The 13,707-nt window shown below is 68.1% G+C and carries 13 protein-coding genes; 8 read left to right on the top strand and 5 right to left on the bottom strand.

The window, feature by feature from the left end:
• Positions 1-59: 59 nt before the first annotated feature.
• The 3 genes from A5678_RS08240 to A5678_RS08225 all read right to left on the bottom strand — a co-directional run bounded on the left by A5678_RS08240 (position 60) and on the right by A5678_RS08225 (position 2,832).
• Entirely contained in the window at positions 60-890 is an 831-nt protein-coding gene (locus tag A5678_RS08240) for an oxidoreductase (protein ID WP_068040711.1), read from the bottom strand.
• Positions 891-892: 2 nt separating this feature from the next.
• The gene (locus tag A5678_RS08235; protein WP_068040708.1) at positions 893-2,137 is read right to left on the bottom strand and encodes a DUF1214 domain-containing protein; all 1,245 of its coding nucleotides are present in this window, start codon (positions 2,135-2,137) and stop codon (positions 893-895) included.
• Between the two features lie 251 nt (positions 2,138-2,388).
• The gene (locus A5678_RS08225) at positions 2,389-2,832 is read right to left on the bottom strand and encodes a nuclear transport factor 2 family protein (protein WP_068040705.1); all 444 of its coding nucleotides are present in this window, start codon (positions 2,830-2,832) and stop codon (positions 2,389-2,391) included.
• Between the two features lie 96 nt (positions 2,833-2,928).
• Here A5678_RS08225 and A5678_RS08220 point away from each other — a divergent pair, with 96 nt between their 5' ends.
• Both A5678_RS08220 and A5678_RS08215 read left to right on the top strand, forming a co-directional pair.
• Positions 2,929-3,819: an SDR family NAD(P)-dependent oxidoreductase gene (locus A5678_RS08220; RefSeq protein ID WP_068040791.1), complete on the top strand. Its 891-nt coding sequence runs from the start codon at positions 2,929-2,931 to the stop codon at positions 3,817-3,819.
• Between the two features lie 2 nt (positions 3,820-3,821).
• Positions 3,822-4,643: a mycofactocin-coupled SDR family oxidoreductase gene (locus A5678_RS08215; protein ID WP_068040703.1), complete on the top strand. Its 822-nt coding sequence runs from the start codon at positions 3,822-3,824 to the stop codon at positions 4,641-4,643.
• A gap of 89 nt (positions 4,644-4,732) precedes the next feature.
• On the opposite strand, the gene rpmB is transcribed toward A5678_RS08215, so the two are convergent.
• Positions 4,733-4,927 carry a 50S ribosomal protein L28 gene (gene rpmB, locus A5678_RS08210; RefSeq protein ID WP_068040701.1) on the bottom strand — a complete coding sequence of 65 codons (195 nt, stop codon included), beginning with the start codon at positions 4,925-4,927 and terminating at the stop codon, positions 4,733-4,735.
• 261 nt (positions 4,928-5,188) lie between these two features.
• Here rpmB and A5678_RS08205 point away from each other — a divergent pair, with 261 nt between their 5' ends.
• The 3 genes from A5678_RS08205 (at position 5,189) to A5678_RS08195 (ending at position 9,895) form a co-directional block, all read left to right on the top strand.
• Positions 5,189-6,880, top strand: a complete 1,692-nt coding sequence (locus A5678_RS08205) for a DAK2 domain-containing protein (RefSeq protein ID WP_068040789.1) — start codon at positions 5,189-5,191, stop codon at positions 6,878-6,880.
• 2 nt (positions 6,881-6,882) lie between these two features.
• Positions 6,883-9,102, top strand: coding sequence for an ATP-dependent DNA helicase RecG (gene recG / locus A5678_RS08200; protein ID WP_068040699.1), 2,220 nt, complete (start codon positions 6,883-6,885; stop codon positions 9,100-9,102).
• A 79-nt stretch (positions 9,103-9,181) separates the two neighbouring features.
• Positions 9,182-9,895: an HNH endonuclease family protein gene (locus tag A5678_RS08195; protein ID WP_068040697.1), complete on the top strand. Its 714-nt coding sequence runs from the start codon at positions 9,182-9,184 to the stop codon at positions 9,893-9,895.
• A 1-nt stretch (position 9,896) separates the two neighbouring features.
• Here A5678_RS08195 and A5678_RS08190 read toward each other — a convergent pair whose 3' ends face one another.
• Positions 9,897-10,742, bottom strand: coding sequence for an aldo/keto reductase (locus tag A5678_RS08190; protein WP_156746809.1), 846 nt, complete (start codon positions 10,740-10,742; stop codon positions 9,897-9,899).
• 356 nt (positions 10,743-11,098) lie between these two features.
• Between A5678_RS08190 and A5678_RS08185 the strand changes: the two genes are divergently transcribed.
• From A5678_RS08185 to A5678_RS08175, 3 genes are all read left to right on the top strand, one after another.
• Positions 11,099-12,214: an alpha/beta hydrolase gene (locus A5678_RS08185; RefSeq protein ID WP_068040693.1), complete on the top strand. Its 1,116-nt coding sequence runs from the start codon at positions 11,099-11,101 to the stop codon at positions 12,212-12,214.
• Positions 12,215-12,305: 91 nt separating this feature from the next.
• Entirely contained in the window at positions 12,306-13,070 is a 765-nt protein-coding gene (locus A5678_RS08180) for a DsbA family protein (RefSeq protein ID WP_068040691.1), read from the top strand.
• Entirely contained in the window at positions 13,067-13,702 is a 636-nt protein-coding gene (locus tag A5678_RS08175) for a vitamin K epoxide reductase family protein (protein ID WP_068040689.1), read from the top strand. Before A5678_RS08180 ends, A5678_RS08175 begins: the two co-directional genes overlap by 4 nt.
• Positions 13,703-13,707 lie beyond the last annotated feature (5 nt).

The raw sequence follows: 13,707 nt of genomic DNA, 5'->3' as shown, positions 1-13,707 counted from the left end.
CCACGCTGGCGTGACGCTCGGAAGCGAGAGCCGGCACGCCGTGTTCCTCGACGAGTGACTCACGACCCCTCGAAGTTGACGTCCTTGGTGACGGATTTCCATTCCTCGATCGACGATGACAGCGCGGCGATCTTGTCCCGCATGGCCTTGAGCACATCGCGGCCCAGCAGGAGCCGCAGCGGCGGCTTGTCAAGCGTGGTCACCATCAGCACCGCCTCGGCGACCTTTTTCGGATCACCGGGGAGATGGTCGGCGAACTGCTTGATCAGGTCCTTGCGCGCCGCCACGTCAACGTAATCGGCTATCGGGGTGCCGGACTCCTTCATCGACCGTGTCGCCCAGTCTGTGCGGAAGGCGCCCGGCTCGATGGCGGTCACCTTGATTCCCAGCGGGCGCACCTCGGTGGCCAGCGCCTCGGTGATCGCCTCCAGGGCGAATTTCGTCGACGAGTAATACGCATTGGGCGGGTTGGCGACCAGGCCGGTCATCGACGACATGTTGATGATGTGCCCGGAGCCGCGGGCCCGCATCGCCGGCAGCACCGCCTTGATCATGTTCACCGTGCCGAAGTAGTTGACCTCGAACAGCTGTCGAACCTCGGGGTCCTCGCCCTCCTCGACGGCGGACAGGTAGCCGTGACCGGCGTTGTTGACCAGGACGTCGATGCCGCCGAACGCCGCGTCGGCCGACGCCACCGCCGCCGCGATCTGGTCGGCGTCCGTCACGTCGAGCGCAACGGGCACGGCCCGGTCGCCGAACTCGTCGGCGAAGTCGCGCACCGAGTCGGCCCGCCGCGCGGTCACCACCACGCTGTGGCCGGCATCCAGTGCGGCGCGGGCGATTTCGCGACCGAAGCCGGTGGAGCATCCGGTGATCAGCCAGCGCGACATCGCTAGATCGCCCCTTCCGGCAGGCGACGCAGATACGCGGTTCGCCGGGCCGCGAGCTGGGCGGCCCGCTCCCGCGGGCTGACCCGCGGCAGGTGCGGCACCTCGGTGTCGAGCCGGTCCAGCTTGATCACCCGCCCGCGAGCGCCAAGGTCCTCGCGCGGACCCGCCTCCCCGAATTCCGCCATGCGCAGGGTCAAGATGCCCTCGCGCATGCCGTCGGAGTCGATCCAGTTGGCCACACCGGGATCGGTCGGCCCGATCACGTAGGTATAGCTGCCGTCCTCGTTGGCCACCGACTGCGCCTTGTTGAGGCTGCCGGTGCGGTCGAGGATGTTCAGCGTGGTACCCCAGATGTTGCTCAGCGGCACCGTGAAGTATTCGGCGCCACCGTCGTTGAGGTCCACCACGAACGCCTCGTCGGGCGCGAGGTCGAAACGGCCCATGACGTAGACCTGGTTGCGCATCGCGCCGACCTTGTCGGCCGACCAGGCCAGGTTGAAATGGTTGGGGGGCATCTTGTACACGCCGTGGCTGAGCTTGCCGGTGAAGTTGGCGAAGTACACCATCATCGCCGCGGTGGCCTCGGCCTGCTCGTCGAGCGTGCGTGCCGGTGTCGCCGACGGCCCCCCGAGCCGTTGCACCTCAAGGTAATTGGGGTCGTCGCGGCCCCAGTCCAGCAGCACATCCCGGATGTAGAACTCGTGCGCCGCGGGGGAGGTCTGCACGTGGTTGGGCCGCCCGGCCGTGAGGTTGGCGTCCACGGTGATGGTGAAGCTGCCGTCGGAGTCGACCCGCATGGTGCGCCCATTCAGCACGTCGACGGTGCCCATGTGGGCATCCCAGAGCGTGAAGTAGTTCTCGGTCATGCGATGCTCGCCCACCCGGCCGCGGATTTCGTAGCGTTCGTCGCCGGAGATCGGGATCACCCGGTACACGCTGTCGGGATTGTCGATGCCCCAACGTGATCCGGGGATGCGCCGGCCGTCGACGGGGTGCGCCAGCCGGGTGATGCAGCTGACCTTCGGCCTCAGCTTGTCCTGGTTGGACGACCACACCGCCGCCGAGAACATCACCTCGGCGAACGCGTCGTCGAACCGCTCCCGCATCGCGCCGGACGCCTTCGCACGGCCCAGCCAATTTTCGGCCACCGTCTGGTAGGCGGCCTTGACGACCGGGTGCTCGATCAGCTCGAGGGCGGCCAGTTCCTGTTCGTGCTGTGATCTCGTCGCGACGGGGTCATCAGGCATGCGCTGTTCCTCCGATATAGTGTCCAAAACGCTTGTTGTACAACCTGAATCGCTCATCCACCTGCTCGGGCCGCAGGCCGTAGGCCGGTAGGGCGTAGGCCGGGCGCGCCGCCTCACGCGGACGCCCGTCGGCCAGCAACACACGGAGCGGGCCCTCGAATTCGCCTGGGCCCCAGTCGGTGAGCGCCTCCTTGCGTGGGGCGTCGGCCATGACGGAGGCGAAATCGAACGGACCCGGGGCGTCCACGCGATCAGAACTTCAAATGCTGGCTGACGTCGCCGACCTGGTCGACGAACATGGTGCGGCTGTCGAACCGCCAGGCGCCATCCACCCGCGCAAAGGTGTCCTTGTAGTGCCCGGTGACGATCACTTGCAGCGGCAGGTCGGGGGTGGCCTGCGTGACGCAGTAGTAGGACGTGCTGCGGGCGGTCCCCTGGGCCTCGTCGATGTGCAGCTGCACGTTGGTCGTGTTGTGCTTGGTCTTCGGGGTGCCGTCGGAGTAGATGCGCGTGGCCATCTCATACATCTCGCGGACCCTGGCGGCCCCGGCGAACACCGTCTCCGGTGGGCCATCCTCCACGCCGCAGATGCGGCCGTGTTCGAACAGCCGGGCCACGCCGTCCAGGTCCCCGCCGTCGAGAAGCTCAGCGTAGGTGTAGATGAGGTTGGTGATTTCTGTTGCGCTGTCACTCATGTGGAACCACCTTCGAGCCCATCTCCTCCGCTTCCGCGAACAATGGTGGCAGAACCGGTCCAATTTACATAGAACCGACCATTACTCTTGATCGCCGTGACCCTACCCTGGACGCCGGACCGGCTCGGCAACCTGACCGGCAAACGAATCGTCGTGACGGGAGCGACCAACGGCGTCGGGCTGGGCACCGCCCGTGCCCTGGCCAAAGCCGGGGCGCAGGTGATCCTGGCGGTGCGCAACACCGAGCTGGGTGAGCAACGCGCCGCCGAGATGGGCGGCTCGACGTCCGTGGCCAGGGTCGACCTCGCCGACCAGTCCTCGGTGCGCGCCTTCGCCAGTTCGATCGACGACGACGTCGAAATCCTGATCAACAACGCCGGCGCCCTGACCGACCGCCGCACCGACACGGTTGACGGGTTCGAGATGACGCTGGGCACCAACCTGCTCGGCCCGTTCGCCCTGACCAACCTGCTGCTGCCCAAAGTGCGTGCGCAGATCATCAACGTCGGCTCGGACGCGCACCGGTCGGCGACGCTGCGCCTCGATGACCTACACCTGCGCCGGCACAAGTGGACCCGGCTGGGCGCCTACGCGCAATCGAAGCTCGCGGTGATGCTGTGGGGCCTGGAGCTGGACCGCCGGTTGCGCGCCGCCGGGTCGCCGATAGTCACCCAGCTCACCCATCCGGGCTGGGTCGCCTCGAACCTGTCGCAGATAGGCGACTCGCCGCTGATGGCGGTGGCCCACAAAGTGGTCAAGGTGGTGGCCGACCGGCTGGCCAACGACATCGACGAGGGCGCGGCGCCCACGCTGTACTGCATCAGCGAACCGCTGCCGCCGGGCAGCTACGTCGGGGTCAGCGGCAGGTTCGGCCTGCGCGGCGGCCCGGTGCTGATCGGCCGGTCGCCTCTCGCCTGCGACTATGACACGGCCGCCCGCCTGGTGGCCTTCGCCGAACAAGAGACCGGCACGAAGCTGGAGGTGTAGCCATGGGTGAACTCGACAACAAGGTCGCCGTCATCACCGGTGCGGCGCGCGGCCAGGGCCGCAGTCACGCGGTGGCCTTCGCCGAACAGGGCGCCGACATCATCGCCGTGGACATCTGCGCCGACATCGACGCCATTCCCTACCCGCTGGGGACCAAGTCGGATCTCGATGAGACCGCGCGGCTGGTCGAAGCCGCGGGCCGGAAGGTGGTGCCCCTCGTCGCCGACGTCCGCGACCTGCCGCAATTGGAGGCCGCAGTGCAAAGCGGAATCGACGACCTTGGGGAGGTGGACATCGTCGTCGCCAATGCCGGGGTGGTGGCGATCGGCGACCCGGAAGCCCATTCCGAACCGGTGTTCACCTCGATCGTCGACACCAACCTCAAGGGCGTGTGGCACACGCTGTTGGCCACGGTGCCGTCGATCATCCGTAAGGGCCAGGGCGGGTCGATCGTGCTGGTCAGTTCGTCGCAGGGGCTGACCGGCCGCGGCGGCGATGGCAGTGCGGCGATGTTCGCCTACGCCGCGTCCAAGCACGGGGTGGTGGGGTTGATGAGGTCAGCGGCCAATGCCTATGCGCCACACAAGATTCGGGTCAACTCGGTGCATCCGAGCGGCGTCATGACGCCGATGATCCTCAACGCCTTCGTCGTCAACCGAATGCTGGAGAACCCGAACCCGGCCGTCTCGCAGATGTTGCTGCCCGACGTGCCGCTGGTCGAACCGCAAGACGTGACCGAAGCGGTACTGTGGCTGGTCGGTCCCCGTGCCCGCTACGTGACGGGCGTGTCAATACCCGTCGATGCCGGGCACGTCGTGATGTAGCCGCGGGCTCTGGCCCGAGCGTGGCGACCAGTCCCCCAGCTCCGCGGGGGTGCCCCCAGCGCCCGGCTACGCCGCGCTTGCGATCGCCCCTAGCCCCGGACGACCTTGCCGGCCTTGATGCAGGACGTGCAGGCGTTCAGCCGCTTCTTGTTGCCGCCCGGCCGGGTGACAACGTGCACGGTCTGGACGTTGGGGTCCCACCGACGGCTGGTGCGGCGGTGGGAGTGCGACACCGACTTACCGAAGCCGGGGCCTTTCCCGCAGATGTCGCACACAGCGGCCATGGTTCAAGCTCCTCAAATCTCGGGGGTCCGGCTCGGCGGTCTGACACGTGGCCGGGACAGCCCGGGCTGACCCGGGCCGAACCAGGATACCGATTGTCCTGGCAACCACCAAAACGATCGCCACCGCTGTCGTCCCGTCTGGCTAGGCTCAATGGGTCGGATTGCCCCGCCGGCGAGGGTGGTGGTCACCGGCAGCCGTCGCCTGGTCGCCGAGCTACGCTGGCGCCCACCGGAAGCTAGGTGTCGAGGAGGTGGGTAACACTGGGACCGTCGGAGCGTCTGCTGGACGCGGTCACCTTGCGGGACTGGGCGCACACCGCCGTCAGCGACCTGATCACCCACATCGACGAGATCAACCGGCTCAATGTCTTTCCGGTTGCCGATTCCGACACCGGCGCCAACATGCTGTTCACCATGCGATCGGCGCTGGCCGAGGCCAACGCGGGCGTCAATTCCGAGGCCGCCTCGGCGTGCGTCGCCCGGACCGCCGCGGCGATGTCGGCCGGTGCGCTGAACGGCGCTCGCGGCAATTCCGGCGTGATCCTGTCCCAGATCCTGCGCGGCATCGCCGACGTCACCGCCCTCGCGGCCGCCGATTGCGGCGGTGAGCTGCCCCACATGGACGCGGCCGTCCTCGGGGCGTCGCTGCGCCGCGGCGTCGACCTGGTCATCGCCTCGATGGGCGGCGACGAGGTCCCGGGGACCATCGTCTCGGTCCTGCGTGCCGCGGCGGACGCGGTCGGGGAGTGCGCGCAGGCCGGGGAAGGGCTCGCCCCGGCGATCATCGCCGCCGGTGATGCGGCGGTCGTCGCGTTGGAAAAGACGCCCGAACAGCTCGACGTGCTCGCCGACGCCGGTGCGGTGGACGCCGGCGGGCGCGGCCTGCTGGTCCTGCTGGACGCCCTGCGCACCACCGTCACCGGGCAGGCGCCGGCCCGAACCGTGTACGAGCTGTCGCCGCGGGCACCGCAACAGGAAAGCACCGGCGAGCGCCCGGCGCCGCAGTTCGAGGTGATGTACCGGCTGGACGGATGCGACCCGGGCGCGGCGGACGCGCTGCGCGACCGGCTCGGGGAGCTGGGCGACTCCGTGGGCATCGCGGCCGCGCCGTCGTCGGCCGATCGCACGTACTCGGTGCACGTGCACACCGACGACGCGGGCGCCGCGGTCGAGGCGGGGCTGGCCGCGGGGCGGTTGAGCCGCATCGTGATCTCTGCGTTGAGTTCCGGCGGCACCGGCCTGCCGGCCGGCGGCTGGACGCGCGAACGCGCGGTGCTGGCCGTCGTCGACGGCGACGGTGCCGCCGAGCTGTTTGGCGGTGAAGGCGCCTGCGTGCTGCAGCGCGATCCGGCCGCCAACGAGCCGGTCACCAATATCAGCGCCCACCAGCTGATGCGGGCGGTGGTCGACACCGGTGCCGCGCAGGTGATGGTGCTGCCCAACGGCTACGTGCCCGCCGAGGAGCTGGTAGCCGGGTGCACCGCGGCCATCGGCTGGGGTATCGACGTGGTGCCGATCCCGACGGGGTCGATGGTGCAGGGGCTGGCCGCGCTGGCCGTGCACGAAACCGGCCGGCAGGCGGTGGACGACGGCTACACGATGGCCCGCGCCGCCGGTGCGGCCCGGCACGCATCGGTGCGCATCGCGACCGAGAGCGCGTTGACCTGGGCGGGACGCTGCCAGCCGGGCGACGGCCTGGGGATCGCCGGGGATGAGGTGCTGATCGTGGCCGCCGACGCAATCGCGGCGGCCATCGGCCTGCTCGATCTGTTGCTGGCCTCCGGTGGTGACCTGGTGACGGTGCTGGTCGGCGCCGACGTCGACACGGACGAGAAGTCTGCGGCCGTGGGCGACATCCTCGAAAAGCACATGCACGACCACCACCCGGGAACCGAGCTCGTCACGTACCGCACCGGCCATCGCGGTGATGCGCTGCTGATCGGGGTCGAGTAGCCGTGGCTTCGCTGGGCGACCGGCTGGATTTCGTGGTGGGCGCCAAGGCCGCCGACCAGCTCGACGAGGAGTTGGGGATCCGCACCGTCGACGATCTGCTGCGCCACTATCCGCGCAGCTACACCGAGGGCGCCACCCGGTGGGGCTCCGACGATCAACGACCGCCGGCCGGCGAGCACATCACGCTCGTGGACACGATCACCGAAACCAAGACGTGGCCGATGAAGAAGACCCCGAAGAAGCTGTGCCACCGCATCACCCTCGGGGCAGGGCGCAACAAGGTGACCGCGACGTTCTTCAACGCGAACTACCTGAAAAAAGATCTGACCGAGGGCACCAAAGTGATGCTCTCCGGGGAGGTCGGATTCTTCAAGAACGTCATGCAGCTGACGCACCCGGCGTTCCTCATCCTCGACTCCCCGGACGGCAAGAACCGCGGCACCAGCTCCCTGAAGAACATCGCCATCGCCTCGCAGGCCACCACCGGCGAGGTGCAGATGGCGGCCTTCGAGCGGGCCTTCTTTCCGATTTATCCGGCGACCACCAAGCTGCAGAGCTGGGACATCTTCAGATGCGTGCGTCAGGTGCTCGACGTCCTGGATCCGGTGGATGACCCGCTGCCCGCCGACCTGCGCGGCCGCTACGGCCTGGCCTCCGAAGACCAGGCGTTGCGCGACATCCATTTGGCGGAGGACGAGTCGGCGCGGAGGCGCGCGCGGGAACGTCTGACCTTCGACGAAGCCGTCGGGCTGCAGTGGGCGCTGGTCGCCCGCCGGCACAGCGAGCTGTCGGAATCGGGGCCCCCGGCGCCGCCGCGCCCCGACGGTCTGTCCGCGGAACTGTTGCGGCGGTTGCCGTTTGAGCTGACCGCGGGACAACGTGAAGTGCTCGACGTGTTCGCGCAGGAGCTGTCGGCCACCCGGCCGATGAACCGCCTGCTCCAAGGCGAGGTCGGTTCGGGGAAAACCATCATCGCGGTGCTGGCGATGCTGCAGCTGGTGGACGCCGGTTACCAGTGTGCGCTGCTTGCTCCCACGGAAGTCCTTGCCGCCCAACACTTACGGTCAATCAATGACGTGCTCGGCCCCTTGGCGATGGCGGGCCAGCTGGGCGGAGCGGACAACGCGACCCGGGTCGCCCTGCTCACCGGTTCCATGACGGCGGCGCAGAAGAAGCAGGTCCGTGACGAGGTGGCAAGTGGCCAGGTAGGGGTCGTCGTCGGCACGCATGCGCTGTTGCAGGACGCGGTGGAATTCCACAACCTGGGCATGGTGGTGGTCGACGAGCAACACCGCTTCGGTGTCGAACAGCGCGACCAGTTGCGCGCCAAGGCCCGCCCCGGCGTCACCCCACATCTGCTGGTGATGACGGCGACGCCGATACCGCGTACGGTCGCGTTGACCGTATACGGCGACCTGGAAACCTCGACGTTGCGCGAGCTTCCGCGCGGACGCCAGCCGATCACCAGCAACGTCATCTTCGTCAAGGACAAGCCCGCGTGGCTCGAGCGCGCCTGGCGGCGCATCACCGAAGAGATTGCCGCCGGACGCCAGGCCTACGTGGTGGCACCGCGGATCGACGAGACCGACGACGCGGACAAGCAGGAGCAGAATGTCAGACCGTCGGAAACCGCCGAAGGTCTTTACGCCCGGCTGCGTTCCGGCGAGCTGGCGAATCTGCGTCTGGGACTGATGCACGGGCGGTTGTCCGCCGACGACAAGGATGCCGCGATGGCGGCGTTTCGGGCCGGTGAGATCGATGTGCTGGTGTGCACCACCGTCATCGAGGTGGGCGTGGACGTTCCCAACGCCACGGTGATGCTGGTGATGGATGCCGACCGATTCGGCATCAGCCAGCTGCATCAGCTGCGCGGTCGTATCGGCCGCGGCCGGCATCCCAGCCTGTGCCTACTCGCCAGCTGGGTTTCGCCGGATTCGCCGGCGGGCCGGCGGCTTTCCGCCGTGGCCGCCACCCTGGACGGGTTCGCGCTCGCCGACCTTGACCTCAAGGAGCGCCGGGAGGGAGACGTCTTGGGCCGCAACCAGTCCGGTCGCGCGATCAATCTGCGCCTGCTCTCGCTGGCCGACCACCGCGACGTCATCGAGGCCGCGCGCGACTTCTGCGTGCGGGCCTACGCCGATAATCCGGACAACCTCGAATTGGCTTCGCTGGCAGCGCCTTTCGTGACGACTGACCGGATCGAATACCTGGACAAGTCGTGACCGCCGGCGACGATGCAGTGGGGGCACCACCCGCTTGCGGGGGAGTGGGGGCACCTCCCACGTGTGGGGGACGGCGCTAGTGAACCGCAAGCTTCTGCTGTGGTTGTCCGCGGCCGCGGCGCTCGCGCTGCTGGTCGCCTACCAGACGGTCGGATCCTCGACGGCCAGGCACGCCGCCGAATACGCGGCGCGCGCCGACGTCCCCACGGTGCAACCCGGCACCGACGTGCTCGCGGGCATCGCGGTGCTACCGGTGCGGGCACACCGGTACGACTACCGCAGAGCCGCGTTCGGCGCCGCGTGGACCGACGACAACGACGCCCCGCTGGGGCACAACGGCTGCGACACCCGCGACGACATCCTCAACCGCGACCTCATCGACAAGACGTATGTCTCGACCAAACGATGCCCGGACGCCGTGGCCACCGGCACCCTGCACGATCCGTACACCAACAAGACCATCGCGTTCCAGCGCGGCGCCAAGGTCGGGGAGGCGGTGCAGATCGACCACATCGTCCCGCTCGCCTACGCCTGGGACATGGGCGCCTCTGCCTGGCCAGACGACGAGCGGCTGCGGTTCGCCAACGATCCGGCCAACCTGCTGGCCGTCGACGGACAGGCGAATCAGGACAAGGGCGACGCGGCGCCGGCGCAGTGGATGCCGCCGAATGCCGCGTTCGCCTGCCAGTACGCGATGCAGTTCATCGCCGTGCTGCGCGGTTATTCGTTACCGGTGGACCAGCCGTCGACGGGGGTATTGCGACAAGCGGCGGCCACCTGCCCCGCGGGCTAGCCTAAATGCCCTCGAAGGTGTTGGGGTCGGGGCGCAACCGGGTGCCGTCGTTCAGCCCGTTGATGGCGTCCATGTGCTCGGCGGCCAACTCGAAGTCGAAGACGTCGAGGTTGCCGGCGATGTGCTCAGGATTGGCGGACCGGAAGACGACCGCGTTGCCCAGCTGCAGGTTCCACCGGAGAAGTACCTGAGCCGGGGTCTTGCCGTATTCGCCGGCGACGGAGGTCACGGTCGGGTTGTCCTTCAACTTGCCGAGCGCCAGCGGCGTGTAGGCCTGGGTGACCACGTTGTGTTCGGCGTCGGCCTTGCGCAGCGGTTCCTGGTTGAGCAGCGGGTGCAGCTCGATCTGGTTGACAGCCGGGGTCACAAAGCTCAGGTCGATGACGTCCGTCACGTGCAGCTCGGTGAAGTTCGAGACGCCGATCGAACGTGCGAGCCCGTCCCCGCGGCACTGGATCAGGCCGCCGAAGGAGTTCACGTACTCGCCGCGCGCCGGGACGGGCCAGTGGATCAGGTAAAGGTCAACATAATCCAGGCCCAGCCGCTCCAGGCTCTCCTTGCAGGCCTCCATGGACCGCAGGAATCCGTGGTCGGCGGCGGCCAGCTTGGTGGTGACGAACAGCTCTGCGCGGGGAATCCCGGAGGCCGCGATGGCACGGCCGACGGCAGCCTCGTTGCCGTAGGCCGAGGCGGTGTCGATCAGCCGGCAGCCCATCTCCAGCGCCGCCGAGACCGCGCGCTCGGTCTCGTCTTCCGACAAATCCGCGACACCCAGGCCAAGCACCGGCATCGTGTTTTCGTCATTAAGAGCTATCGAGGGCACGGCCGCGCCCGACTCGCTAGCCAATGTCATTCACCTGCCTGTGAAATTGAAGGATCGTGGACCCAGCCGGGTGCCGTCATCGTGCCAGAAGGTCGACGCCGTCCCATCGGCGCGATAGTACCGGGCTGGAAAAATACCACCTCATCGAACACCGGGCCGGGCCGCGGTGATATCGGACCCTGGCCTGAATTTCGCATATTCGTTACACGTAGAGTTGGTCACACGGCACAGCCGAACCGGCAACCGCCCTGCCGGCGCGCAGCGCGACACCAACCGCATCTGCTCGGTGGCCGCCGGGAACCGGAAGGCTCCGACACGACGGCGGGCAAGCGGACAGCCGCCGTCGTCGAGCGTTAGACGTTTTACTCAAGGGAGTGCCCATGACCAAGAGCGTGCCTGCGCCGGACCTCCACCTTGGCGTGAAGCACTCGCCGATGCGCCTGGCCAGTCGCATGCAGGGCGCCGTCTCCACGATCGGTGTCAAGGTCATTCCGTGGATCCCGACCCCGGCCAAGCGCGCGCTGTTCGGTGGCCGTTCGGTCACCATCGACGGCAACACGCTTGACGCCACGCTTCAGCTGATGCTTTCCGGTCTGCGCGCCGTGGGCATCGACGGTCTGGTCGTCGACGACGACCCGGGTGCATCCCGCGCTCAGTTCCGCCAGCTCTTGCTGGAACTACCCGGTCCGCAGATCCACGTCGACGTCGAGGAGCTATCGCTGCCAGGGCCGGCCTTCCAGATCCCGGCGCGGCACTACCGCCCCGCCAACGGCGCGTCCGCGCCCCTGCTGGTCTTCTACCACGGCGGCGGATGGTCCATCGGCGACTTGGACTCCTACGACGCGCTGTGCCGGTTGACGTGTCGTGACGCCGGCATTCACGTGCTGTCGATCGACTACCGGCTGGCTCCCGAGCACCCCGCGCCGGCCGCGGTCGAGGACGCGTACGCCGCCTTCAGGTGGGCATACGACCACGCCGAGCAACTCGGCGCTGCGCCTGGCCGGGTCGCCGTCGGCGGCGACAGTGCGGGCGGCAACCTGGCCGCCGTCGTCTGCCAACGGGCGCGCGACGAGGGCGAGCCCGCCCCCGTGCTGCAGTGGCTGATCTACCCGCGGACCGACTTCACCGCGCAGACCCGTTCGATGGGCCTGTTCGCACGCGGATTCCTGTTGACCAAGCGCGACATCGACTGGTTTGAGTCTCAATACCTCAGGCGTTCGGGCATCGACCGGACGGACCCGCGGGTCTCGCCGCTGCTGGCCGAGTCGTTGGCCGGGCTCGCGCCCGCGCTGATCGCGGTCGCCGGTTTCGACCCCTTGCGCGACGAAGGTGAGAGTTACGCGGCGGCCCTGCAGGCCGCCGGGACCGCGGTCGATCTGCGTTGCATGGGGTCGCTGACGCACGGCTTCGCCAACCTGTTCCAGCTCGGCGGCGGCAGCGCCGCCGCGACCACCGAATTGATTTCCGCTCTGCGTGCCCACCTGAGCCGGGTCTGATCTCTTGCGCGGTCGCCGCCGGTAATCTAGAGGCGCCGTTGTCTTGCCCACCACCGAACGACAACCCGAGTACCGAAGGATCACGGAAACTGTGGCCGACAAATCCAAACGCCCCCCGCGCTTTGACATGAAGGCTGCCGACGGTAAATCGGGCCGACTCGTTCAGATCGGCGGGACCGCCGTCGTCGTCATCTTCCTGGTCGCGCTGGTCTCCTACATCGTGGTGACGCACCACAAGAAGACGGCCGCGATCGGCTCGGGTGACACGGTGCGGGTGACGTCGAGCAAGCTGGTCACCCAGCCGGGGACGAGCAACCCCAAGGCCGTGGTCACGTTCTACGAGGACTTCCTCTGCCCGGCCTGCGGCAACTTCGAGCGCACGTTCGGCCCGACGGTGTCCAGGCTCATCGACGTCGGTGCCATTGCGGCCGACTACTCGATGGTGTCGATCCTCGACAACTCCCGAAACCAGAACTATTCGTCGCGGGCGGGCGCCGCGGCCCTGTGCGTGGCCGACGAGTCCATCGACGCGTTCCGCCGATTCCACACCGCGCTGTTCACCACCGACATCCAGCCCAGCGAACGCGGCACCAGCTTTCCCGACAACGCCCGCTTGATCGAGCTGGCCCGCGAGGCCGGCGTCGTCGGCAAGGTGCCCGACTGCGTCAACAGCGGCAAGTACATCGCCAAGGTCACCGGCGAGGCGGCGGCGGCGAAGATCAACGCCACGCCGACCATCAAGATCAACGGCGACGAGTACGACCCGTCCACCCCGGATGCGCTGGTCGCCAAGATCAAGAGCATCGTGGGTGACGTGCCGGGCATCGACGGCGCCGTGAGCCCCGCGGCCACGTGACCACTCCGGTGTCAGCCCAAACCGCCGGCCTGACACCGGAATTGGGTCCCGAAGCTCGCGTGCGGGCGCCCAGCGCGTGGTGGGTGCTGATCGCCGGTGTCATCGGCTTGGTCGCCTCCGCGACGCTGACCGTCGAGAAGATCGACCTCCTGCTCAACCCGGCGTACGTGCCGTCGTGCAACTTCAACCCGATCCTGTCGTGCGGCTCGGTGATGGTCACGCCGCAGGCGTCGGTGCTGGGATTCCCCAATCCGCTGCTCGGCCTCGGGGCTTTCACCGTGGTGGTCGTCACTGGGCTGCTGGCGGTGACCAAAGTAGCCTTGCCGCAATGGTATTGGATCGGGTTGACGGTCGGGCTGGTGATCGGGGCGGGGTTCGTGCACTGGCTGATCTACGAGAGCCTGTACAGCATCGGCGCGTTGTGCCCCTACTGCATGGTGGTCTGGGCGGCCACCATCACCTTGCTGGTCGTCGTCGCGTCGATCGTGTGCCGCCCGGCGCTGCAACGCCGGGGACGCGGTGTGGCGTGGGTGCTGTACCAATGGCGGTGGTCCATCGCCGCGCTGTGGTTCACCGCGGTGTTTCTGCTGATCATGGCGCGGTTCTGGGACTATTGGTCGACGCTGCTGTAAGCGTT

Source organism: Mycobacterium sp. E2733, from assembly GCF_001667585.1.
Taxonomy (GTDB): Bacteria; Actinomycetota; Actinomycetes; order Mycobacteriales; family Mycobacteriaceae; genus Mycobacterium.
This window is presented reverse-complemented; position numbering and strand designations above follow the sequence as displayed.